This is a genomic window from Bacteroidota bacterium (assembly GCA_036522515.1).
In the GTDB taxonomy this organism is placed as follows: domain Bacteria; phylum Bacteroidota; class Ignavibacteria; order UBA10030; family SZUA-254; genus VBOC01.
The window spans coordinates 1-25,134 of the sequence record DATDFQ010000056.1; the positions used below are offsets into that span (position 1 = coordinate 1).

20 protein-coding genes and 1 tRNA gene are annotated in these 25,134 nt (G+C 56.0%); 18 read left to right on the forward strand and 3 right to left on the reverse strand.

Annotation, left to right across the window (positions count from 1 at the left end; all coding sequences use genetic code 11):
- Positions 1-1,632 precede the first annotated feature (1,632 nt).
- Complete coding sequence (locus VI215_10595) at positions 1,633-2,415, forward strand: hypothetical protein (protein HEY6192758.1); 783 nt, start codon at positions 1,633-1,635, stop codon at positions 2,413-2,415.
- Between the two features lie 72 nt (positions 2,416-2,487).
- Positions 2,488-2,871, forward strand: coding sequence for a VOC family protein (locus tag VI215_10600; GenBank protein HEY6192759.1), 384 nt, complete (start codon positions 2,488-2,490; stop codon positions 2,869-2,871).
- A gap of 36 nt (positions 2,872-2,907) precedes the next feature.
- Here VI215_10600 and VI215_10605 read toward each other — a convergent pair whose 3' ends face one another.
- Complete coding sequence (locus VI215_10605) at positions 2,908-4,956, reverse strand: O-antigen ligase family protein (GenBank protein HEY6192760.1); 2,049 nt, start codon at positions 4,954-4,956, stop codon at positions 2,908-2,910.
- Between the two features lie 227 nt (positions 4,957-5,183).
- Here VI215_10605 and VI215_10610 point away from each other — a divergent pair, with 227 nt between their 5' ends.
- The 10 genes from VI215_10610 to ndk are packed head-to-tail and all read left to right on the forward strand — an operon-like array spanning position 5,184 to position 11,876.
- Positions 5,184-5,891: a phosphoribosylaminoimidazolesuccinocarboxamide synthase gene (locus VI215_10610; protein HEY6192761.1), complete on the forward strand. Its 708-nt coding sequence runs from the start codon at positions 5,184-5,186 to the stop codon at positions 5,889-5,891.
- Positions 5,892-5,909: 18 nt separating this feature from the next.
- Positions 5,910-6,560, forward strand: coding sequence for a phosphatidylserine decarboxylase family protein (locus tag VI215_10615; protein HEY6192762.1), 651 nt, complete (start codon positions 5,910-5,912; stop codon positions 6,558-6,560).
- Positions 6,561-6,609: 49 nt separating this feature from the next.
- On the forward strand, positions 6,610-7,377 hold the full coding sequence (gene pssA, locus VI215_10620; GenBank protein HEY6192763.1) for a CDP-diacylglycerol--serine O-phosphatidyltransferase: 768 nt from the start codon (positions 6,610-6,612) through the stop codon (positions 7,375-7,377).
- 15 nt (positions 7,378-7,392) lie between these two features.
- A complete protein-coding gene (gene purS, locus VI215_10625; GenBank protein HEY6192764.1) occupies positions 7,393-7,641 on the forward strand; it encodes a phosphoribosylformylglycinamidine synthase subunit PurS in 249 nt (82 codons plus the stop codon).
- Between the two features lies 1 nt (position 7,642).
- Positions 7,643-8,365, forward strand: coding sequence for a phosphoribosylformylglycinamidine synthase subunit PurQ (gene purQ, locus VI215_10630; GenBank protein ID HEY6192765.1), 723 nt, complete (start codon positions 7,643-7,645; stop codon positions 8,363-8,365).
- A gap of 12 nt (positions 8,366-8,377) precedes the next feature.
- Positions 8,378-8,572, forward strand: coding sequence for a twin-arginine translocase TatA/TatE family subunit (locus VI215_10635; GenBank protein ID HEY6192766.1), 195 nt, complete (start codon positions 8,378-8,380; stop codon positions 8,570-8,572).
- A 40-nt stretch (positions 8,573-8,612) separates the two neighbouring features.
- A complete protein-coding gene (gene gatA, locus VI215_10640) occupies positions 8,613-10,097 on the forward strand; it encodes an Asp-tRNA(Asn)/Glu-tRNA(Gln) amidotransferase subunit GatA (GenBank protein HEY6192767.1) in 1,485 nt (494 codons plus the stop codon).
- A complete protein-coding gene (gene sucD / locus VI215_10645) occupies positions 10,094-11,062 on the forward strand; it encodes a succinate--CoA ligase subunit alpha (GenBank protein ID HEY6192768.1) in 969 nt (322 codons plus the stop codon). Before gatA ends, sucD begins: the two co-directional genes overlap by 4 nt.
- Before the next feature lies 1 nt (position 11,063).
- Complete coding sequence (locus VI215_10650) at positions 11,064-11,435, forward strand: rhodanese-like domain-containing protein (protein HEY6192769.1); 372 nt, start codon at positions 11,064-11,066, stop codon at positions 11,433-11,435.
- Positions 11,436-11,447: 12 nt separating this feature from the next.
- A complete protein-coding gene (ndk, locus tag VI215_10655) occupies positions 11,448-11,876 on the forward strand; it encodes a nucleoside-diphosphate kinase (GenBank protein ID HEY6192770.1) in 429 nt (142 codons plus the stop codon).
- Positions 11,877-11,883: 7 nt separating this feature from the next.
- On the opposite strand, the gene VI215_10660 is transcribed toward ndk, so the two are convergent.
- Positions 11,884-12,696, reverse strand: a complete 813-nt coding sequence (locus tag VI215_10660; GenBank protein HEY6192771.1) for an RNA methyltransferase — start codon at positions 12,694-12,696, stop codon at positions 11,884-11,886.
- 325 nt (positions 12,697-13,021) lie between these two features.
- On the opposite strand from VI215_10660, the gene VI215_10665 reads away from it, so the two are divergent.
- The 5 genes from VI215_10665 to VI215_10685 all read left to right on the forward strand — a co-directional run bounded on the left by VI215_10665 (position 13,022) and on the right by VI215_10685 (position 22,747).
- Complete coding sequence (locus tag VI215_10665) at positions 13,022-13,942, forward strand: TIGR01777 family oxidoreductase (GenBank protein HEY6192772.1); 921 nt, start codon at positions 13,022-13,024, stop codon at positions 13,940-13,942.
- 152 nt (positions 13,943-14,094) lie between these two features.
- Entirely contained in the window at positions 14,095-16,275 is a 2,181-nt protein-coding gene (locus VI215_10670; GenBank protein HEY6192773.1) for a DUF4331 family protein, read from the forward strand.
- 501 nt (positions 16,276-16,776) lie between these two features.
- Positions 16,777-18,972, forward strand: a complete 2,196-nt coding sequence (locus VI215_10675; protein HEY6192774.1) for a DUF4331 family protein — start codon at positions 16,777-16,779, stop codon at positions 18,970-18,972.
- 109 nt (positions 18,973-19,081) lie between these two features.
- The gene (locus VI215_10680; protein ID HEY6192775.1) at positions 19,082-20,422 is read left to right on the forward strand and encodes a tetratricopeptide repeat protein; all 1,341 of its coding nucleotides are present in this window, start codon (positions 19,082-19,084) and stop codon (positions 20,420-20,422) included.
- Positions 20,423-20,503: 81 nt separating this feature from the next.
- Positions 20,504-22,747 (forward strand): hypothetical protein, encoded by a 2,244-nt coding sequence (locus VI215_10685; GenBank protein HEY6192776.1) that lies wholly within the window; start codon positions 20,504-20,506, stop codon positions 22,745-22,747.
- Here the strand turns inward: VI215_10685 and VI215_10690 are convergent.
- Positions 22,748-22,825: transfer RNA gene (locus tag VI215_10690), tRNA-Val, on the reverse strand.
- Positions 22,826-23,069: 244 nt separating this feature from the next.
- On the opposite strand from VI215_10690, the gene VI215_10695 reads away from it, so the two are divergent.
- Positions 23,070-25,121: a M13 family metallopeptidase gene (locus VI215_10695; GenBank protein ID HEY6192777.1), complete on the forward strand. Its 2,052-nt coding sequence runs from the start codon at positions 23,070-23,072 to the stop codon at positions 25,119-25,121.
- Positions 25,122-25,134 lie beyond the last annotated feature (13 nt).

Below are 25,134 nucleotides of genomic sequence, written 5' to 3' on the forward strand. Positions count from 1 at the left end.
ATCCAGAGTCAAGTGTGTTGCCAATTACACCACCGGGCAATGTCAAAAACACCAATTTTACCAAGGGGTTCTCTGGAAGGGGGCTGATTTAGCCGCGAGGGTGCAACCATTTTGCAACCACTGGGGTCAATTGGTATAGAATGGTACGAAAATGATTCCACTTGTGCAACCACTTGCCTGAATACAGAATGATGCAATGCGTGGTTAGCATCATTATGCGTCTCAACGAGATGGTACCAGGTTGTCCCATTTTGCGCGGGGAAATCAATCCTCAAACGAAAACTGCAACCGGAGCTATGAGAGTTTCGGATCGTAAACTCTGGGATTGTTCAGCTACTCACCCCCGATCGATTGTTTTTCCCCATTTAAACGCTTACCTTCCATTGTACTGCGCTTCTATGGAGGTAGCGCTATGGCCCACGGAAAGCTGCTCGCATCGCTAAGTTCCTTCCTCGTTGTAATGGTCTGTCACACAAACGCGTTCTCGCAAATTTCCAGTACTGTATGGCTAACGATTCGAGATAATGCAGGTGGCCATGATTCATTAGTGTTCGGCAATGACCAACGCGCTACATATTGCCTCGATACAGTATTGGGTGAAAACGCATCACCTCCTTACCCGCCAACCGGATTTGCTGCTGTTTTTTTGAGCATACCCGGAAGGCAGAACTGTTTCACCACCCTTGGGATAATCAAGAAGGATTTGCGTGATTTCCCACCTACACATAGAGACACATTCCAAATCCGGTTTCAAAACGTAGATTCCTTAGCGGAGCTACCCAATGTGTCTGCAACACTGCGATGGCCGGATGTAGCATGCTTAAGCGCTCGGTGCGATAGTATGTTTATTGTCGATCCCTCGGCTGCCATTCTACCGACCAGGGTTGACATGTTTGCGCAAGACAGTCTCATTTTGCAAAGTGTATATGATCCCAATGGGCCCAATCCAACCGCCCCGGTGTACACATTCTTCATCTACGATTACGGTCTACGGCAAATTGTTGATGATTGCATGCTCGGACCCGAGGTTGTCACTTACTCCGCTAGCCATATAGATACAGCGTCCGCGACCCTCAATGGAGGTGTTGCAGGTAACTGCTACAGCGTAGACTCCGTTGCCTTCCGATTCGGAACCACAACGAGTTACGGTAATGGGATTTCTGCGACGCAGGGTGCAGGAGCTACCTACTTCGCGCTCGTTGCAAATCTCACACCCAAGACAACTTATCACTATCAGATCATCTCATATCTAAAGCGTCCGTGTGGTCCATCCTGGATCTTTGCTGGCGGGGATAGTACTTTCACAACCGCGTTCTTGACATCTGCCCAAGATGACCTGATTGATCTTCCGCGGGAATTTTCGTTAGGCCAAAACTATCCTAACCCATTTAATCCATCAACATCAATCTCCTACAGCATCCCAAAACAAACCCACGTCCGACTGCAAATCTTCAATCCGCTAGGACAACTCATCACTACACTCGTGGATCAGGACAAACCCCCCGGCACCTACACCGCTAAATGGGACGCCAGCACCCAGCCCAGCGGCTTATATTTCTATCGGTTATCAGCGGGAGAGCTTGTTCAGACGAAGAAGGCAATCTTGATCCGATGAGAGAGCGTCGAGCAATCATGAATGGAATGAAGTGGGTTTGCTTTCTATTGGTGACAATTATTGCATATTCCTGCAATGATTTTATCGAGCCCGATGTATTCGGTCCGACGGTAAGTCGTGGGTCAGGGTACGCCCGCCGAATTCAGCTAAACTATTCCCACGCTGACTCGATTGAAGCTGGCAATTTCGCTGTGTGGTATTCCGGACAAAATCGTCCATCCGACAGCTTGATCTCTGAGTTGTTGTACTCGCTCAATTACCTGCGATATGCGTTCGACGACAGTATCCGTTTTCAAAATGCGCCAGTCCTCCAGCAGAGGTTTCTAGCTCCCTGGGTGGTTTCCGAATTGCTTTTGAAAGTTGATGATACGACAGCCCATAAGATAAACCTTGGACAATATGACGGCTGGAATAGACTTGACGAGTATCTCCGTCCGGCCTATCATGATTCGGCGGACGTATTGGCCTGGTTGGACCTGCATTTTAATGGATTTCTCCATCCGAGGAGACTCGGAGAATTGTACCGTCAACTTCCGGGAGTAATTGATTGGGAGGAAAATCTTATTTTCCTCGGCGACTGGGGTGCCTTTCCAATTTACCCCAGCTTCGATGGTGAAGATTGGTCGTACCTATTCACCAGCGGAACCGGTTTAGGGCCCGGCTCCGCTTGGTACTTCAGATATGTCAGAGGTATTCCGCACTACATTGGTGTGTGGAATTCTGGAGAGCCCGAACCTCCGTGGTGGATTGATGTTCAAAACGGTATAGATTTCGTGCATTGGGATGGACCGCCACATTGACCAACGAGCGGTGTCTTCTGCGTCATCCGAAGCATAACTTATCATCTTCTCAGAATTTAATTCAAGGACGCCATGGAAAACAATAAACAACCCGCTTATGGTAACGGCAAGATCTGCTACCTCGAGATTCCTGCCGTTGACATCGATAAATCTTCCGCCTTTTACAGAGACGTTTTCGGGTGGCAGCTCCGAACACGGGGGGACGGGCACATCGCCTTCGATGACACGGTCGGGCAAGTGAGCGGCACGTGGGTGACCGGACGGAAAGCGGGAAGAGAACCGGGAGTCTTGATCTACATCATGGTTGACAGTGTCGAGAACACGATAAAAGCAGTGAGCGCCCATGGAGGGAAGATAGTCCAACCCATCGGTATGGACGCACCTGAGATCACGGCGAGATTCAGCGACCTGGCGGGAAATGTCTTCGGACTCTATCAGCAGCCGTCAAAAGGGTAGATCCACTCCTCGCCCACACGGCACGAAAGGCAGTCCCTAGTGTAACCCCTTCGCAGCCCGCTGAGATACTGCCAGGCGCGCCAACCTCCCTTTGACACCCGGATCATCCGGGTTGATAGCCCGCGCCTGCTCCAGAGTCGACTCAGCTTCCTGCAGTGACCCTACCGCTTCATAAAAATCCTCCGCCGCAAGGAGCAGAGAAAGGTTCTGAGGAAAGGTCTTCCGGATGTTGGAAACCAGATCAGCGCACCCGGCGGGCGCACCGGGCCGGCTGCAGAGATCGGCCAGATTTTCAATCCCCTCCTTCGCATGGTCAATTGATCCGCTCCGGATCGAATTCGATAGCAGCAGCTTGAGGCACGCATACTCGCTATCCGGCTGATTCAGCTTTCGCCGAAAGAGGGATGCATAGTAGACCGTCTGAGGGGATGTCTCGAGCTGCATCTCTTCCGCCATGGTCCGGATTGCGCGCGTCGTATCGCCAAGCTCAAAGTCGGCAATCGCATGGATGAACCGTGCCATCGGATAGTTCGGGTACTTCGTCAGGATTGTGTCGACGTGCCGACGCGCCTCCTCATTGCGCCCCTGCTGCGCCAGATTTGCCGCTAGATAGATTCGGGCATCAGCAAGATCGGGATCATGAGAGATTGTCTCGGTGTACATGGTAAGGGCGGCGCCCGGCTTGACCTGAGTCCGCAGGAGGTTACCCGCGAGATAAAACTCCTGCGCGCGGTAGCGTTCTACTACTCGAGGAACATACCATATCAACAACAAGGCAAAGAGTGCATATGGTGCGAGATGAATCTTTTTCACCCACTGAGGGAGAGTGATCGAGAAAGAGCGTGCCTCCGTTGCGCGCTTCTCATGCAAAAGTGCGAGGATCATCCAGAACATCAAAGCGACGGGCACCGTCCGAAGATTCATGCTTGCAAGATTGTCCATGAGGATCGCTGCAATGGCGCACAAGAGTCCCGCCACCATAATCCTTTCAGCGGATTCCGCCTGCTTCATTCTCTTTATCGCAGACCGGATCGTCAGACCAACGATCGTCACGAATCCGAGAAGCCCGGAAAGACCTGTCTCCGAAAGAATCTCAAGGAATTCATTATGGGCGTGCGGGACGATATCCTCCGAATGGGCCATCCAATACTCCGGCGAACGGAATTTCGGAAGGAACGCTACGAAATTGCCAATCCCCTGGCCGAAGAGCGGGGAGGCGAGGAACGCGTTCCACGCTCCCTTGTAAAAATAGAGTCTCCGCGCAATGGAGGAGGTGGGGTTCGATTCGACGATCGCAAGTAATCGACGTTGTACCATCTCAGGGAAGAGGAGGAACATCAAGACTGCCGCCGCGGCAAGGATTCCTAGCGCAATCCAGCGTGTTCTCGCCGGGCGGACGTTCAGGAACACGAGCAAAAGGACTCCCGCTGCCGCTCCCGCCCACGCGCTTCTTGCTTCCGTTGTGATCAATAAATAGCCGATGACGATAAGCAATAGCCCCATCGGAATCCGGGCCTCGGGACGCGGGTTCGCAAGTATCCTGGCAGCGAGAAGAGCCACCATCGGTGCAAGAAAGCCGGCAAAATAGGTTACATTTCCGAATGTCGATATTGTCTCCCGTCCGATCGTCACGGATGAAGATCGATCCGCCGAAAAATGCTGGAAGATTGCGACGATGCCTGCTACGATTGTTATCCCGATGAGCGACTTGAAAATCCTTTGCGCGAATCCCCGGTCTTCAAGCAGTTGGATGCTGACGGCAAAGAGAAGCGCGTAACACAACAGATCTCCCAGACCGGTTACCCCGAGTGTCAGATTTGGCGCATTGAGGAGTGAGATCGCTGAAAGTGCGACATACGCGAGGACTGCGAGATCGATCGCACTGAACGTCCGGTGAATCTTCATCCTCTGCAGCGAGTGGGAAGTCCAGGCTGCGGCCAGGAGTGCGGTTGTCACGTAAAGAATCGGCCGCTTCAGCATCGTGCTATCGTTGACATTCACGACAAACACCAGCGACGTGCCGGCAAGTGCGAGTATGACGAGCCACTGCATGAAAAGGAGCCCGGTGTCCGTGCGGGTTTTCATCGTTCGAGGATCGGATGCGATGGAGGGACCTAAGTTTGAAAGTTGAAAACTGAAAGTGTCGCATTTTTCCACGAAAGTCAAGTATTTGGGGCGTGACGAGGCGTTTCGAGGTTTGACTTTCAGGGGTAATTTCGTTATATATCAACCGCACTTCGAATCCATCATCGCGATTCATGAAAGAACCGGTGCAATCTTTGCTCGAGGACTCAGCTGTTAAAGTAGCAAGAGTGGCAAAGGGAGACCTCATCTCGGAGCGGAACGGAAAGCACCTCTATCATTCCGAGAAGCCCGATCTTGCCATCCAGGAATTTGCCTCAAATGGAATTGACGACGGGAAAAAACGTTCCAAGTCGAGGGAACTCGACGGATTGAGGAACGAAATTTCCACCTACCTGTTTGAGTATCTCGAAGGGTTCCACATTCCCACCCACTTTGTCAGCAATCTCTCCGATATCCGGATGCTGGTCCGTCGCACGGAGAGTATTCCCCTTGAAGTCCGAATCTACAACTACTCCGGATCCGCGTTGACGAAACGGTTCGGGATGAAAGAAGGGGTGAAGCTCGATTTTCCGGTCATCGAGCATTACTATTGTAACGGCAACCAGACCCCATCCTGGATCAACGAGTATCACGTCTACGCGTTCGGGATCACGACAGCCGAGGAATTCAAGCAGATCAACCGCACTGCCGCCAAAATCAATGCGGTGCTGCGCGGGCTCTGCGACAGGCGGCAACTCCTGCTTGCGGATCTCCGGCTGGAGTTCGGACGCTCGAAGGGTCAGATTGTTCTCTCGGATGAACTTTCCCCCTCAACGTGCCACTTCCTGGACCTGTCGGTGGAAGACAAGAACGGCCGGGATCGCTTCCTTCCGGACCAGCCTAATGCGCTACCCGCCTTCACCGAACTGCGGGACCGATTAAAAGTCAGAGCTTAGAAGGACCGGTCAAGCTCGGTGATCACCCGATACGGTTTGGATACGGTTCTGAAAGTTTCGTTGCTTGCAGCGATCATCGTCACGATCGCGATGACGGCCCTTCGTAACGATCTCCTCAGGTACACGATTGTCGGCGCCGTCGCGATCTTCGTTCTGCTCGTCCTCAATTTCTTCCGTGATCCGAAACGAACGCCGCCTTCGGGCACTGACCTGATTGTTTCACCGGCCGACGGCCGGATTGTTGCGATACGCGAGGTGGTCGAGAGCGAGTTCCTCAAACACCCCGCGGTGCAGATCAGCGTCTTCATGTCCCCCCTCGACGTCCATGTGAACCGGTTCCCGATTTCGGGCCGGATTGCCCACTTTCAGCACATTCCGGGTAAATTCGGGCTTGCCTACACCGACAAATCGTCGGAAGAGAACGAGCGCACCCACATCGGTATTGAATCGGGATCGAGGAAAATATTGTTTAAACAAATAGCAGGCGCCGTGGCCCGGAGAATTGTGGCTGATCTTAAAGTCGGGCAGCCGGCGGTGCTCGGCGAACGCTTTGGCATGATTAAATTTGGCTCGCGCGTGGATGTCGTTATACCCAGAGAATCGATTGTGAAAGTTGCCCTCCACGACAGGGTCGTGGCGGGCGAAACCGTGCTGGCCCATTTCGCATGACCGGCGATGGGCGTGCTGCCCAGAATTTGGAAGTAAAAGGAGGGGATAAGTGAAAATTACTCGTGCGGTTGTTCCGAGCCTCTTTACGGTTCTGAACATGTTCTGCGGATTCGGGGCCATCATTCACACGGCGCAAGGGGATTACATCCTGGCTTCGTGGTTCATCATCCTCGCCGCGTTGTTCGATGCGTTCGACGGCGTCATGGCGAGGATCACGAAATCATCGAGCGATTTCGGCGTGGAGTTCGATTCGTTGTCTGATGTGATCTCATTTGGTGTGGCGCCCTCGTTCCTTGTCTATCGGCTTCAGTTGCACACGCTGGAGGGCCCCGGCATGCTTCTGAGCGCCATGCCCATGGTCTTCGGAGCTCTTCGGCTCGCGCGGTTCAATTCTCAACTCGTTTCATACGACAAGGACTATTTCAAGGGGTTGCCGATTCCGGCGATGGCGGTGATGATCGCGTCGTTCGTGATGTCGTTCTACCATGAAGGAACGAACCTCAATGCGCTTGAGACGTCGCTCCTTGTTCCGATGATCATCATCCTCTCTCTGCTGATGGTGAGTTCGATGAAGTACGACGCGGTGCCCAAGTTTACCGCGCGCGGGATCAAACAGCATCCGGCTCGTTTCACCGTGGCGATCATCGGCATCACGGCAATAGTTATCACCCGCGGCGGCGCGCTCTTTCCCTTCTTTGTGTTTTACACCGCGACGGGCCCGCTCCGGCACCTCGTCCGCGTGATCCAGAATTCGATCCACCCGGTCACGAAGGGCCTTGAGGAAAAGGACACCGAAATCACGAGCGTCGATCTCTGAGAGAGCGGAGGCGCATTGTACCTGGCGAAAATCATGGTGACGACACGGAAATCGATTCTGGATCCGCAGGGCAAAGCAGTCAGCCATGCGCTCGAAAGCCTGGGGATGGAAAAAATCGTCGAGGTCCGTATCGGCAAGTTCATTGAGTTGAAGATCGATACGGCGAGCGCTCCGGCGGCGGAGCAGATGGCGAACGAGGCGTGCAAGAAATTGCTCGCAAACCCGGTGATGGAAGATTATTCATTTTCTGTCGAGCAGATCTGAAATGAAGTTCGGCGTCGTTGTGTTTCCGGGATCGAACTGTGACCATGATGCATTCGATGTTCTGCACCGTGTCCTCGGGCAGGACACAGAGTTCCTCTGGCATAAGGACTCGTCACTCGGGAACGTCGATGTCGTGGTGTTGCCGGGGGGATTCTCGTACGGCGACTATCTTCGGTGCGGAGCGATCGCGCGTTTCTCCCCGATCATGAAGGAAGTCGGCGCGTTTGCGGAACGGGGCGGAATCGTCGTCGGAATCTGCAACGGCTTCCAGATCCTGTGCGAAGCGGGCCTCCTGCCCGGCGCGTTTCTCAGGAATGATCGCATGACGTTCGTGTGCAAGAAGGTACATCTCCGCGTGGAAAATTCCGGCACCCGGTTTACCTCCAACTGCCGGGCCGGCGAGGTTCTGCGCATCCCGATCGCTCACGGCGAGGGAAACTATCAGGTGGACGATGCAGCGTTCCATGAGCTCGAACGGAACCGACAGATTCTCTTCCGCTATTGTGACGGCGAGGGACAGGTGACGTCTTCCGCAAATCCCAACGGCTCGCGTTCCAATATCGCCGGCATCATGAACGCCCGCGGAAACGTGATGGGATTGATGCCTCATCCGGAGCGCGCGGCGGATCCCGCGCTCGGCGACACGGATGGACAAGAGATTTTTCTCTCGCTCATCGAGAGCTTTGTGTTGAACGAACAGATCACAGACCAGTCGATACCATAGAGGAGTTTCACAATGGGCAGTCTAGGCACACCTGAAATCATACTTATCGCTCTCGTTGTCCTGGTGTTGTTCGGCGCGAAAAGGATTCCTGAATTTATGCAAGGGCTCGGCAAGGGCGTCCGTGAGTTTCGGAAGGCCGCACGCGATATCCAGGGAGAAATCGAAAAACCCGACGAGCCGAAGAAAATTGACAACAGCACCAAGTAAGCCGGTCTGAAGTCCCGCTGCCCGAAACCCGGGCGGCATTATGCCCGGTCCCGCCAGAGCCGGGCACCTTTCCCGAGTCAACCAGAATCAGGAGATACAGGTACTGGAGAATTTCGATACTCTTCGCCAGGAGCTTGCATCCGGCCGCGCCACGTGCGCCGGGATTACGGAGCGCTATCTCGGCAGGATCGAGAAAAAGAAGCATCTGAACGCATTTCTCAAGGTCATGCGCGAGGAGTCATTGGAACGCGCGGCCCTTGTCGACCGGAGACTCGCCGCGGGGAGCGCGGGCCCCCTCGCAGGCATGGTCATTGCGGTCAAGGATGTCATCAATATGAGGGGCGTGCAGGTCACCTGCGGCTCGAAGATCCTCGAAGGGTACGAGTCCCCGTACGATGCCACTGTGATCCAACGGCTCGAGGCCGCGGATGCAATTCTGATCGGCAAGACCAACATGGATGAATTCGCGATGGGCTCGTCGACCGAAAATTCGGCGTACGGCCCCACGCTGAACCCGGTTGATGAATCCCGCGTTCCGGGAGGATCGAGCGGCGGGTCGGCGGTCGCTGTGGCTGCAGGGCTTGCGACGGCAGCGCTCGGCACCGACACGGGCGGATCGGTCCGCCAGCCGGCGGCGCTGTGCGGTGTAGTCGGGTTGAAGCCGACGTACGGCCGGGTCTCCCGGTACGGGCTCGTCGCGTTCGCCTCCTCATTCGATCAGATCGGCGTCTTCGGTACGACTGCGCTCGACGTTGCGAAAGTGCTCGGTGTGATCGCGGGACACGATCCGTGCGATTCGACATCCTCGACGCTGCCCGTGCCCGACTATGCGGCAGCTCTTAACGGAAGCGTCCGGGGTCTCCGGATCGGGTTGCCGAAGGAGTATTTCACTCCCGCGCTCAACCGCGAGGTCGCAGGCGCGATCATGGCAAAGGTCGATGTTTTGAAGAATGCCGGTGCAACGGTACACGACGTTTCATTGCCGCATACGGAGTACACGATCGCAACCTATTACATTCTCACGACCGCGGAAGCATCCTCAAACCTTGCCCGCTACGACGGCGCACGGTACGGGAAGAGAGCCGAAGGGGCGCGCGATCTCGTCGAGATGTACACGAAGTCGCGCAGCGAAGGATTCGGAGAGGAAGTCAAGCGGAGGATCATGCTCGGAACCTACGTTCTTTCCGCCGGCTACTACGATGCCTATTACCTGAAGGGGCAAAAAGTGCGCCGGCTGATCAAGGAGGATTTTGACCGTGGGTTCGGGGAGGTCGATTGCCTGGTTACTCCGACGTCGCCGACCACGGCGTTCAAGATCGGCGAAAAGGTGGAAGACCCTCTGACGATGTATCTCTCGGATATCTACACGGCTTCGGCCAACCTGGCCGGCATCCCCGGTATCAGTATTCTTTGCGGCCATGACCGCCAGGGTTTACCGATCGGGCTCCAGATTCTGGGGAAACAGTTCGACGAGGCGACAATTCTGCGAGTTGCAAACTTTTTGGAGACTACGAAATCCGTATGAGCATTCTTATCGATAACAAAACGCGTCTTGTCGTTCAGGGCATCACCGGAGGCGAGGGAACGTTTCACACCCAGCAAATGATCGAATACGGGACGAAGGTCGTCGGAGGGGTTACGCCGGGTAAGGGCGGCCTTCAGTATTCGGGGAACGACGAACACCGTTTCCGGGGGACAGTCCCGGTGTTTAATACCGTCGCCGACGCGGTGAAGAACGAAGGCGCCAACGCAAGTGTGATATTCGTCCCCGCTTCCTTCGCTGCAGACGCCATACTCGAGGCCGCAGATGCGGGGATCAAGCTGATCGTGACCATCACAGAAGGCATACCGACTCGCGATATGGTGAAGGTCTACGGGTACCTGCAGAACAAGGGTGTCAGGATGATCGGCCCGAACTGTCCCGGCATTATTACCCCAGGCAAGTGCAAGATCGGTATCATGCCCGGGTTTATTCACCGTCCCGGCCGCGTAGGCTTGATATCACGGAGCGGAACGCTCACCTATGAAGCGGTCTGGCAGGTGACCGAGCTGGGGATGGGGCAATCCACATGTATCGGGATCGGGGGAGATCCGGTTATCGGCACACGGTTCCTCGACGCCCTCAAACTCTTCAACGATGACGACGGAACAGACGCGGTCATTCTGATCGGAGAAATCGGCGGCACCTCGGAAGAAGAAGCCGCTGCCTATATAAAAAGGGAGTTTAAGAAACCGGTCATCGGGTTCATAGCAGGGCGCACAGCGCCGCCCGGACGGCGCATGGGTCACGCCGGGGCGATCATTGCGGGGGGAAAAGGGACGGCCGCCGAAAAGATGAAGGCCATGCGAGAGGCGGGCATTCACGTGGTCGAAAGCCCCGCGTCGATAGGGGAGATGACAAAAAAGGTTCTCGGCAAGAAGGCCGCTAGAAAGCACGTGGTCATTTCCAGGGGAAGAAAAAAACGGCCCGCTGCAAGAAAGAAGAAGTAGCGTGAAGCATTCCCCCGGTTTCCTGAAACTTGTCAATGATGCGAAAGCCCGCGTCAAACAGACGACGCCTGAAGAGGTCAAGGCCAGGATCGACCGGGGAGAGAAAGTCGTCCTCACCGATATCCGGGAGGACCGCGAGTGGGATGCAGGCCACATCGCCGGCGCCGTTCATCTGGGAAAAGGCATCATCGAACGGGACATCGAATCGAAGGTTCCCGATAAGGATACCGAGATAATTCTCTACTGCGGCGGCGGGTTCCGATCCGCCCTCGCCGCGGACAATTTGCAAAAAATGGGATACAGCAACGTCGTCTCCATGGACGGGGGCTGGAGAAGATGGAAAGAGCTTGGATATCCCACCACTACCCAATAACGAAGGAAACGTATGTCTGTCGAACGAACACTGGCAATACTAAAACCCGATTGTGTGCGGAAGAATCTCACCGGAGAGGTGATCGCGCGGATTGAAAAGGCGGGCTTCAAGATCATCGCCATGAAAAAGGCGCGGTTGAGCACAGAAAGCGCCGGAGAGTTTTACGCGGTACACAAGGGGAGACCCTTCTACGACGGACTCGTTGAGTTCATGAGTTCAGGCCCTTGCGTTCCGATCGCACTGGAACGGGAGAATGCGGTCGCGGAGTTCCGGACGCTCATCGGCGCCACGGATCCGAAGGATGCCGCCGCGGGAACGATTCGCAAACTCTATGCGGATAACAAGGGTGAAAACGTCGTCCATGGCTCCGACTCGGCGGAGAACGGGAGGATTGAAATCGGGTTTTTCTTCTCGAACAAGGAGCTGATCGAGGCCCGTTGATCCGGCCTCACCGCCTTCCGGCCAACGCCCTCGACTTCGCCGCTTCGTAGAGAAACACCGCGCTTGCGCTGGCGACATTGAGCGAATCGACTCCGTCCGACATCGGAATTGCGACCCGCTCGTCGCAAAGTTCCAGGATCTTCGCCGATATCCCCGCATCCTCGTTTCCCAGCACCAGGCAGCAATTCCTGCTGAGATCGATTTCGTGAAGAGATCTGTTCCCGCCTGGGGCGGCGGCGACGAGCATCATGTCATTGTTTCTTGAGAGCAGCGTCAAGGATCGTGCGAGGTCATCGACGTGGACAACCGGAAGCTTGAAAACGGTTCCCATCGAGTTCCTGACGGCACGCCGGAGGTAGGGGCTGCTTGACGTTTCTCCTACGATAAGAGCATCCACGCCGAAGGCGGCGCAATTCCTCACTACCACACCGACATTCTCAGCGCTCACAAGACCCTCAAGTGCGACAAGCAACCGCGGAGGCTTCAACTCCTGGATAATCTCTTCGAGAGTCCTGGGGGAGGGGATGGTGGCGACGGCCATTATACCCTGGTGAAGGTTGAAGCCGACGATTGATTCAAGAAGTTTTTTATCCGCAACAAAGAGCTGAGCGTTTTCGACCCGGGCAATAAGACCGGCGGTTTCTGGAGAATCGCCGGAGAAGAGTTGCTCATACCATTCTGGTGTAAGGAGGATCGAAACGACTTTGAGATCGCTCGCCAGCAGGCGGCGGACCACTTTGTCGCCTTCCGCGACAAAGAATCCCTGGCGAATGTGCTCAAGAGGCCGGCGAAGTGTTCGATAGGGCTGCAGCTCGGGCATTTCGAGAGATGTGACGCGATGAAATTGTGGCGGGTTCACAAGGGCAGTTAGGAAATGTTGGGCTTACATGGGATTTGCCATGTGCATGTTCACAAGATAGGGGGGAAGGCCGAGAGAAACAAGCTCACCCTGCGTTGGTAGAGTCTCACTTTCATCTCGTCTCGTCATCCCGACATGTTCCAGGTCGGGATCTTTCCAAAAGAGTTGAAAGATGCTGACCAGGAGCATGTCAGCATGACGAGTTCAAGTGAAGGAGGGCACCCCCCTTGCGGTGGCAAATTACTTCCAAAATCTGTATCATACCCACAATCCAAGGAAGGCCTTCATGCGAATTCTCATCACCGGCGGGACCGGATTCATCGGGAGCCTGCTGATCCCGAGGCTCACCAAAGAGGGGCACCATGTGGTTGTCCTCACGAGAACGCCGGGATCGGTCAGGCTTTCCTCCCAGCTCGTCGAAGCGGAGCATTGGGACGGCGTGCACCCCGGTCCATGGATCAATCGCATCGAAAGAGTTGACGCCATCATCAACCTGGCGGGCGAGAATATCGCCGACAAGCGGTGGACGCGGTCGCGGAAGCAGATGCTCATCGACAGCCGCATCCAGTCGACGCGCGCGATCGTCGACGCCATTCGACACGCACCCAAAAAACCGTCCGTTCTGATTAACGCTTCTGCGGTGGGTTACTACGGGAGCGTCGAAGAAGCGGATGTTGTTGAAAACTTTTCCCGGGGAAATGACTTCCTGTCTGAACTTTGCTGGGCGTGGGAACAGGAGGCATGGAATGCCGAACGCATGGGGGTGAGAGTAGTGAGGCTTCGCTTCGGCATCATTCTGGACAGAAAGGCGGGGGCCCTGAAGAAGCTCATTCTGCCGTTTCGTCTCTACGCGGGGGGATGGCTTGGTTCCGGCCGCCAGTGGTTTCCCTGGATTCATAGCGACGATCTGGTGGGCATCATCATGTTCGCCCTGGAACATACCGATCTCTCGGGCCCCGTCAATGTCGCCGCTCCGGAACATGTGACGAACAAAGAATTTTCCCTGGAGCTTGGAAGGGTGATGAGGCGTCCATGCTGGGCTCCGGTCCCGGGGTTTGTCTTGCGCCTCGCCCTCGGGGAGCTCGCGGGGATGATCCTCACCGGCCAACGCGTGATCCCCGAAAAGCTTCTGAACGCCGGTTATGAATTCCGATATCCCACGCTGACCCGATCCCTCGAGGCAATTTTCTCCTATCCGCCCGCCTGAACCCCGCCGGGGTTGCTGATCCGTTTCCAGTCCCGTTACGTATGATCAATATCGACCGGTTCCCGCGACAGTAAGCGCGTGAAACAGTTGCCTATTCCATCCATTTCACTAATTCATCGTTCCGTAAGATTCAATCCAATCATGGAGGTTGTATGAAGAAATATTTTCTCATCGCGGCGCTGGCGGCTGCGATACTCACGCCGATGACGTTCCTTCTCCGGCAACCGACCGACGCTTCCAGTCACCGGGAAGCGCCGCTCATTACGAACGATCCCCTTGCCGACAACACCGATCTGTACGCATTCCGGTGTCCGGATGACACAAACTTCGTCACCATTGTGGCGGATTACATTCCGTTGGAATTGCCCGAAGGGGGCCCGAACTACGGAAATTTCGGCGAGAACATCCGGTATGAGATCCATATCAAGAACAAGACCTCCGTTGCTACACTCGGAAGCGCAAAGGATGACATCACGTATCGGTACACGTTTACTCTGAAAAACGAAGATCCCACGACCTTTTTCAATATTCGCCTCGGAAAACAGAACCTGAAGGCGACCTACAAGTGCGAAAAAAGCGTCGGCGGATTGGCATTCGTCACGATCATACAGAACGGCGTCGTCCCGCCCAACAATATCGGTCCCCGGTCGATCGAGGGAGGCGCCGGCCTCAACACTTCGTATAACTCGCTTGCCACGTCCGCGATTGCGACCGCGTCCACCGGAGAGACGGTGTTCTGCGGTCCCCGCGACGATCCCTTCTTTGTCGACCTGGGTGGGATTTTCGATCTCGGGCAAACCCGCAGCTCGTTCGGGAGCGATCCGTCTGATCCGAATACGGCCCGCGACGCGGTCGCGGGCTTCAACACCCATTCAATCATCATGAAAATCCCGATTAACCTTCTGCAGAAGGATGGCAAGTCTGTCTCGCAGGCATCGAACATCCTCGACCCCGATTTTGTGATCGGAGTCTGGGCTTCGGCCAGCCGGCAAAAGCTCTCCATCCTCTCGGACGGCGGGAAACCCCCGAAGACTTCCGGACCCTGGATGCAGGTTTCACGCCTGGGAATGCCGCTGACGAATGAAGCCCTCATTCCGATCGGCGACAAAGATTATTGGAATTCCGTCACGCCTTACAGCGCCGATGAGCAGGAATTTGTTCATTACTTCGCGAACCCGGAGCTCGCCCTCTACATGGACGACAGCCAGTTCGGAGGCGCGGTTCCGGGACTCAGCCCTCTCCGCGTCCAGTCTCAATCGTTCCCGGCGATCGGCGTCTTGCCGGGCTACTCGACCCCGGGCTTCGATTTTCGGAACGGCAAGGACGGGGCGTTTGCGGTAACACACCTCTCCCCCGTGCCCGATCTATCCGGCACGGCGTTCGCGGTCCCGGTGCAGCCCGGACTTGTCGGTGCGGGGCAACCGCGACTGGCGGACATTTTTCCGATCTTTTACTTCGGAGTCCCGAACGCGATCCCCTATCAGCTTGCCACCGGTAAGACCGGCGGACCGTTGAGCGCCGGGAAGCCGTTCATCCACAATTTTCTCCCGATCACAAACGATGCCGGGAAATTGTACGGCGGCGATATGCTCCGTCTGAACATGGCGACACCGGTCACGCCCCGTGGGACGGACGAATTTACGAAGTACGCACGGATGGGGCTCATCCGGGCGGCCGTGCTTGGACTGGTTGCAGCCCCCTACAACACCAATCCGAGCCTCCAGGCGATACCGCACATGGATGGATTCCCGAACGGAAGGCGGCTTGAGGACGATGTGACCACGATCGAATTGCAGGCGGTGGGCGGACTCGTCCTCGGTGCGGTCGGGCTTCCGTTCAACGATGCGACGGCGGCGAACTACTCGGACCTCGCTTCGCCGAAGCTTCTTGCCGAACTCGGCTATAACGGCGGGCCGACAAAGAACGACGAAGCGATCCTGGCGGCGTTTCCGTACGTTCCCGAGCCCCATCGCGGTTACGATTACGTTAAGCAGCTTACGGTCGCCTCGGCGCCTCCGGCGGCAACCAAGATGAGCACCGGGGACTTTCTGGGAGCGAGCGCACCCAAGGCGTTCCTGCTGGACCAGAACTATCCCAACCCGTTCAATCCATCGACGGAGGTCCGCTATCATCTCTCTACGGCAGGCGCGGTGAAACTCGCGATTTACAACCAGATCGGTCAGCAAGTCGCAAAGCTGGTCGATGAGGAGAAAGGGCCCGGAACCTACGCGGCAAACTGGAATGCAGGAAGTCTCGCGAGCGGAACATATTTCATCACCCTTACGGTCGGGTCGGAGCTCGTATCAACGAAGAAGGCGACTCTGGTGAAATAAGGGTGGCGTCTCGGTCCCGGTAGGCGCAGCCTTTCGGCTGCGTGGCAAGATCGCAGCAGTTCACCAGCCACGCGACCTGAAGGTCGCGCCTACCGATGCCTCGGGCTTGGTAGGCGCAGGCTTTAGCCTGCGTTCGCTCGGCTCGGCAGTTGAAATTCAGCAACCACCCGACAAATCAAATTTACATGGAGTAGGAAGAAAGCCGTCTCCTAACAAGGGGGCGGCTTTTGTTTTGTCCGAATCCGGCAAATAATTGTCATGGATCTCGGATCGAGTAAGGAATCCGATTCCGGGTAAGTATCGTATATAGGTTAAACCTCGCTTAGCGGGATCGGTCAGTAGATGGATTTCCGATCCGATTCCGCTTGATTCAGACAGCAAAGTTGGCTATTTTGGTCTGCCTGAGGTAGGTATCAGGGTTCTGCAGGCTCCTCGGCTCGGGGGAGGAAACAGGTTCGAATAACCACCAAATCAACACCCACAATCCATCAGGAGTGTGTCATGAGGAAATTGTTCTTGCTGGCAATCGCCGGAGCATGCATCGCTGTTGCGATCGTCTTTGGACTCCGGAATTCCACCAATGCGTCGAGCCACCGGGAAGCGCCCATTATCAGCGCCGACCCCCTTGCCGACAACACCGATTTGTACGCCTACCGGAATCCGTATGACACAAGCGTCGTCACGATCGTGGCAAACTATATCCCGCTCGAACTCCCGGAAGGCGGTCCCAACTATGCGTCGTTCGGGGAGGGCATCCTGTATGAAATTCACATAAAGAATAAGACCACCGTCGGCCCTTTGGGGAGTGCCGGGGATGATATCACCTACCGGTTCACTTTCACCAAACAAAATGAAGATTCCTCGACCTTCTTCAACATCCGTCTCGGAAAGCAAAATCTCAAGACGACGTTCGTGTGCGACAAGAGTGTCAATGGCGGCGGCTTTTCACAGATCGCCAGCGGCTCTGTTCCTCCCAACAACATCGGGCCCCGTTCAATCGAGACCGGAGTGGGACTCAACACAACCTACGGCGCGCTCGTAGCGAATTCGATCGTGACGGCGGGATCCGGAGAGAAGATTTTCTGCGGGCCGCGCGACGATCCCTTCTTTGTCGATCTGGGCGGCGTCTTCGATCTGGGTCAAACGCGCAGCACCTTCGGAACCGATCCCGGGAATGCCGCCAATGCCCGCGATGCGGTCGCCGGTTTCAATACACACGCGATCGTGATGAACATTCCGATCAGCGTGCTGCAGAAGGACGGGAAGACGGTCGATCAGGCCGCCAATATTCTTGATCCCGATTTTGTGATCGGAGTGTGGGCCTCCGCCAGCAGACAACGTATCCGCACTCTGTCGCTGACCGGCGGTCCGCCGGTAGAGTCGGGACCGTGGGTCCAGGTTTCGCGCCTCGGAATGCCGCTGACGAATGAAGTGATCATCCCGCTGGGTCAGAAGGATTACTGGAACGCCGTCTCTCCGTACAGCGCCGAGGAGCAGGGGTTCGTCGATTACTTCGCCAACCCGGAGCTCGCGCTCTACATGGACTCGACTCTCTATGCCGCCGCCATCCCTTCCTTCGCGTCGCTCCAGATACAGTCGCAGTCGTATCCGGCGGTCGGAGTCATCCCGGGTTACTCGACCCCCGGCTTCAATTTCTATAACTTCCACGACGGCGCATGGGCGGTCACGAAGCTCGCGAGTCCGCCGAACCTTTCAGGCACAGCGTTCGCCGCCGGCGTTCAGCCCTCGCTGGTCGACAGCGGAAAACCCCGCCTCGTCGACATCTATCCGATCTTCTACTTCGGTGTTCCGAATCTCATTCCCTACCAGCTCGCGACCGGCAAGGACGGCGGACCGCTCGATACCGGCAAGGCGTTTATCAACAATTTCCTGCCGATCACCCTCGACAATGGAAAGTTATATGGCGGGGACTTGCTTCGCCTGAACATGGCGACTCCGGTGACGCCTCGCGGCACGTCGGAATACAATCAGTACGCCGGGATGGGCCTCATCAGGGCGGCCGTTCTCGGTTTGACCGCCGCGCCCTACAACACGAGCAAGAATCTTGAGGCGATACCTCATATGGACGGGTTCCCGAACGGACGACGGCTCGAAGACGATGTGACAACCATCGAGCTCCAGGCGGTCGGCGGGCTGGTTCTTGCAGCGGTCGGCCTGCCGTTTAACGATGCCGTCGCGGGCGATTATTCCGACCTCGCCTCCGGTGCTCTCGTCGGGCATCTGTTGTACAACGCCGGGCCGACACAGAACGACGTGCCGTTCCAATCGACGTTCCCGTATCTCGCCGATCCCCACCGCGGATGGGACTACGTGAAGCAACTGACTGCGTCCGCGCCCGCAGGGCCGACGAGCGTCGGATCGGACTTCATGGGCCTGAGCGTGCCGAAGGCGTTCTTCATCGATCAGAACTATCCCAATCCGTTCAACCCTTCGACGACGATAAAGTATCATCTCTCGGGGACCGACCAGGTCACTCTCAAGGTGTTCAATGAGGCCGGTCAGGAAGTTGCCACACTGGTCGACGCCCGGCAGAATCCGGGAACCTATTCGGTTAATTGGGATGCGGCTGTCGGCGGCGGGAACGGAAAAGCGGGTCTGGCGAGCGGTGTCTACTTCTATAGGCTGCAGGTCGGCAGTTCGATCCTCCCCGCCAAGAAGGCAATGTTGATAAAGTAATGTGTAACCTTACGCAGATGGTGAAAGCTCCGGCTACTGGTTCCCCATGGGGACAAGATATGGTGATGATGGGGCCGGAGCTTCCCACCTGTTTTCGAAACGGACAAATATGAAACAATCCTCCAAAATAGTCATTGCAATTCTTGTCGTCACCGGGCTCGGCGTGGCGGCGTACTTTGCGCTGTTGAAGCGGAACTCCGGACCTGAGATCCCGTCCCTCAGTCTGAGAGGGGGGAGCGCCAATGCCTCGACCGAATTCCTCAACGCGCAGAAGGCGGTGGAGTATTATCGCGACGAAATCCGAAAGCATCCCGAGACCGTGAAGAACTATCTCGAGCTCGCCCAGTTGTACCTGCAGGAAGCGCGTGTCACCGGACGGCACCATGAGTATATGCCGAAGGCGAGGTATCTGATCGACGAGGCCCTCAACCGCGATCCGCAGAACTTTGACGCGCGGATGATCAAAGGAACGATGTTGATGACGATGCATCACTTCGGAGAGGCAAGAGAGCTCGCCGAGGATGCCGTGAAGCAGAATCCTCACAGTGCCATCGGATATGGTGTCCTTTGCGACGCGCTCGTGGAATCGGGGCGGTATGAGGAAGCTGTCAAAACCTGCGACCGGATGCTCAGCGTTCGGCCGGATCTCCGGTCCTATGCCCGCGCCTCATACCTGCGCGAACTGCACGGAGACAATCCGGGAGCTGTTGAAGCCATGAAGATGGCCGCCGATGCCGGGGTCTACGGTCAGGAGAACCGTGCCTGGGCGCTCTACAACCTGGGGAAGCTCTTCCTGAACCAGGGCAACCTGGATACGGCGGCGTACATCTTCAAAGGGATTCTGGAGGAGCGTCCCGACTATGCCTATGCGATGAGCGGCCTGGCACAGGTTAGGCGGGCGAAGGGAGAGACACAGGAAGCGGTCGAGCTGGTCACGAAGGCCTACCAGCAAACCCCGGAACATATTTTTGTCGAGCAATTGGCCGACATCTACCGCGCGACGGGCCAGACGCAGAGCGCCGACGGCGTGGCGAAGATCGTGCTGCAAGCGTTCGAACAGCATGAGAAGGATGGATGGAACATCAACAGGGAATACGCGATGTTCTGCGCGAACCACGGGATGAATCTTAAGGAAGCGCTCGACCGCGCGAAGAAGGAGTTTGACCTACGCCCCGACAATATCGATGTTCTGGAAACGTATGCCTGGACGCTCTACAAGAACGGCAAGGGAGCTGAGGCGGTACCATATATAGAGAAGGCGATGCGCCTCCGGACGAGGAGCTTCAATCTCCACTATCACGCCGGCGCCATTTACGCCGCGGCGGGCATCAAGGATAGCGCGGATGCGTACTTCGCGAGGGCGAAGAATGAAAACCGATTTGTGAATGTGTTTTGTCCGGATGTGAATCAGCAGATGAAGAATTCTCCCGGAATCGCGGGGAATCAATAAACTGTCATCCTGAGCGCCTATTTGTCATCCTGAGTCCCGCCTGCGCGGGATAAACTTCGCGAAGGATCTCCAACCCAAAAAATGACAAAAAAACTTTCATATCTCCTCTTCCTGCTTCTCGCGATCGCAGGAATCTCCCAGAGTCATCCTCTCGGGATCTTCAGCATCAACCGGTACACCAGAATCGAACCCGGACGTGGGGCGATCCGGCTCGTTTATGTGATGGATGTCGCGGAGATTCCGTCAATCCAGGAGTTCACGAAGATCGATGCCAATCATGACGGAGTTGCCGACGAACAGGAGCGGAACCGTTATGCGGAGGCAAAGCTTGCGGAGATCGCAGGAGCGTTCCGGCTCTCCGTTGATGGAACGCAGGTCGAGGCACATCCGATCGTGCATGAGTTGTCATTTCCCGAAGGTCAGGGCGGGTTGAAAACCACCCGGCTGACGTCGATATTCGAAGCTCCGCTCTCAGGAGAGAGCCGCACGCACGACGTTTCCTTCCTCGATCACAATTTCGACGACCGGATCGGATGGAAGGAAATCGTTGTTCGCCCACTTTCCGGCGCCGAACTCGAGCAATCATCCGTCGGGACGGACGATCTTACGGACGAGTTGCGGAACTATCCTGCCGACCGGATTTCGAATCCCGTCAAGATTTCCGAGGCGAAGATTCGATTTTCACCCGGGAATTCATCGGCAGATTTCTCGGTTGCGTCGATGACCCGGAAGGTCATTTCCCGGACCAAAGACGGGTTTGCGGAATTGATTTCTCCGAAAGAGCTGAGCGGACCGGTAATGCTCTTCTCGTTACTGATCGCCTTTATCCTTGGAGCGGGACATGCTCTCACGCCGGGCCACGGCAAGACGATCGTGGCCGCGTATCTTGTCGGGTCGCGGGGCACCGCAAAACACGCCGCCTTCCTCGGACTGACGGTGACCGCAACTCACACGATCGGCGTGTTCCTCATGGGGCTTATAGCGCTCTTCGCATCCCGCTACATCCTTCCAGAAAATTTATTTCCCTGGCTTGGGATGGTATCGGGCCTCATCGTGGTGGGGATCGGTCTCTCGCTGGCCCGGAAACGCATTCGCCTGGCTCGTGGCAAGACGCAGCCGGAGGATGGGCATCCCGTTCATGAACACGGTGAGGGTCACGATCATGTTCATACTCACGATCATGCTCATTCGCACCATCACGAGGGGAGCCATGCGCACAATCATCTTCCGCCCGGGGCCGACGGGACGCCTGTTACATGGAAGAGTTTGCTCGCCCTCGGAGTGTCGGGCGGAATGCTTCCATGTCCCTCTGCGATCGTCGTCCTGCTCAGCGCTGTCGCGCTAGGACGCATCGGGTTTGGATTGCTTCTCATTGTCTCGTTCAGCGTCGGGCTCGCCGGTGTGCTGACGGGGATCGGGCTTCTCATGGTGTACGCGCGGCGCTTTTTTGAGCGGTTCAACACGACAGGAAGGCTGGCTCGCTGGCTTCCCGTGGGAAGCGCGCTGATAGTAACCGTGGCGGGGCTTGTCATCACGTTTCAGGCATTCGCTCAAACGGGCATCCATCTGCCTGTGGATTTTTGGGGTTCCTCAACTCCCCTGAGGACCGGATCGCTCTCTGTCCTCGGGCTGGGTTTTGTTCTCGGACTCAAGCATGCTCTCGATGCGGACCATCTTGTGGCGGTCTCCACGATCGTGAGCGAGAGGAAGGGGCTCGTAAGCGCTTCGCTTGTCGGAGCCCTCTGGGGTCTCGGTCATACGGCATCGCTTCTGATCGTGGGCCTTCTTGTCATTCTCTTCCGAGTTCAAATACCCGACCGGGTTGCCATGGGGATGGAATTTGCGGTAGCCATCATGCTCGTCATTCTCGGTGCCAACTTGCTCCGAAAACTCCGGAAGGGCGCGACTCTCCATCTTCATACTCATACGCATCACCACCACCTGCATATCCATCCGCATCTTCATGAACCGGCGGCTGCGCACGGCCACCCTCACGGAGCGGCGGGTCATCATGCAGTGAAGACATCCAGAAAACCGTTTCTGATCGGAATGGTACATGGAATGGCAGGAAGCGCGGCGCTCATGCTCGTCGTCCTCGCGGCGATTTCCTCCAGAATGGTGGCCCTGCTATACATCGCTATTTTTGGATTTGGGTCGGTGGGCGGGATGTTCCTCATGAGCGCACTGATCAGTGTTCCATTTGCGATCACTGCGAAGCATGACGGCATCAACAAAATCGTCCAGACCACGGCGGGAGTGGTGAGCGTCGGCTTCGGATTATTCCTGGTCTGGCAGATCGGGTTTTCGGAGGGATTCCTGCTGTAGTGGTGGACGCTGCTGGGTTCGAACCAGCGACCCCCGCCTTGTAAGGGCGGTGCTCTGAACCAGCTGAGCTAAGCGTCCGGGAATGACTTAAGAACACACGATCCGGGGCTGCCTAAGTAACCTCCACCTTTCGTAACAAACCACCCCTCTTCGCGTACCAAAGATAGCATATTGGCGCGACCATCGCAAACGACCGCCTTCTCCAGACCCTCTATTTCCTTGGGTTTTAGGAAAAATCTTGGTACATTTGTGCCGGGGAGGCGCTGATCCACCGGCAAAAATCTGTTACTCATCACACAATTACGCGAAAGAACAGTACATCATGAACAAGTTCATCCTCTCTCTCCTTACTATCGCCAGCTTCCTGGTCGCCCCGTTTGCCCTGTATGGTCAGGACGGACAGGCATTGGACGCGACCGACCCGCTTGTTTCTCACATCGATACCAGTGTGAAGCCCGGGGAAGATTTCTTCCTCTATGCAAACGGAAAATGGTTTAAGGAAAATCCGATTCCTTCAAGCGAGCAGAGCAACGGACTCTGGCAGTTGATCCAGGATACGATCAATGCGCAGGTTCGCGATGTGTGTGAGTCGTCCGCCAGATTGACAAACGCGGAGAAGGGGAGCAACAAGCAGAAGATCGGGGATTTCTTCCTCACCGGAATGGACAGCGTCGCGCTCAACAAGAGGGGGATCGAGGATCTCAAGAGCGACTTTGACATGATCGACGGAATCAAGGATACGAAGGGCGTCATGCAGGCAGCCGCATATGTTCACGCCGTCTCCGGCTCCCCGATGTTCGGATTTGGCGTCGGCCAGGACGATAAGATCAGCAGCAAGAATGCGGTCTTTATCGTCCAGGGTGGACTGAGCCTTCCGGACCGGAATTTCTATTTCGACAAAGACGCCCGGACGGTGATGATCCGTGGAAAATTCGCCGAACACGTCGGGAACATGTTCAAGATCATGGGCTATGACGAGGCAGCGGCGGGGAACGCGTCCGAGAGACTCGTCAAGATGGAAACGGCCATCGCGGAGAAATGCCGCAAGCGGGAGGACACGCGCGACCCGGTGAAGAACTACAATAAGATGTCCTTCAAGCAATTGACCGAGTCGACCCCCAACCTCGACTGGAGTACCTTTATGGACGGAGTCGGGTTGAAGCAGGTCGACACCGTGGTCGTGGGTCAACCCGAATTCCTCACCGGAATGAACGACTATATCAAATCGTTTCCCCTGGACGACTGGAAGATCTACCTCAAGTTCCATCTTGTGCGGGGTCTGGCTCGTTACATGGACGATAAGACCTATAAAGAGGCGTTCAGTTTCTATTCCACCGTCCTCCGCGGAGTTCCGGAACCGAAGCCGCGATGGAAACGCGTTGTCGAGCAGACAAACGGATCCCTCGGTGAGCTGATCGGCCAGGTCTATGTCGCCGAATATTTGCCGAAAGGAACGAAAGAAAAGCTCATGGAGATCGGTAATGCGATCAAGAGCGTCTATGCCGAGCGGATCAAGGCCCTGGACTGGATGAGCGATGCGACGAAGCAAAAGGCCCTCCAGAAGCTGAGCACCATCATGATGAAGGTGGGCTATCCGGACAAGTGGAAGGACCTGAGCAGCCTGGAGGTCGATCGTTCATCGTACGTCCACAACGTGAAGAACGCGAACCGGTGGAGATTCGACTACGACATCGCGAAGTACGGGAAGCCGGTGGACCGCACGGAGTGGGGAATGGAACCGCAGACCTACAACGCGTACTACAATCCCTCCAACAATGAAATCGTCGTGCCGGGATGCAATATCATCGTCCCCGGATACGAACGAAAGCTGGCGGACGATGCGCTTCTCTACTCCGTGATCGGAGGATCGACCTTCGGTCACGAGATTACGCATGGATTCGACGACCAGGGAAGCAAGTACGATGACCAGGGAAACCTGAACAACTGGTGGGAGCCGGAGGACAGCGCAAAGTTTTATACGAGAACCAGGATGATCGTCAAACAATACAACGAATATAGCCCGGTCGATACCCTCCATATCAACGGCGAACTGACGCAAGGGGAGAACATCGCCGATCTCGGAGGCATCATGATGGGATACGAGGCCTTCAAAAAGACAGACCAGTGGACGAAGCATCAGGTGATCGCAGGCCTCGACCCGGCCCATCGTTTCTTCCTCGGGTACGCGCTTGCGTGGATGGTCAACGAACGGCCCGAGGCGGTTGCCAATCAGATCAAGAGCAACGAGCATTCTCCCGCGAAATACCGCGTCATCGGCCCTTTAACCGACATGCCGGAATTTGACGCGACATTCGGTATCAAAGAGGGAGATCCGATGTGGCGCTCCGAAGCGCAGAAAGTGAAGATCTGGTAAGTGACTCAGCCGG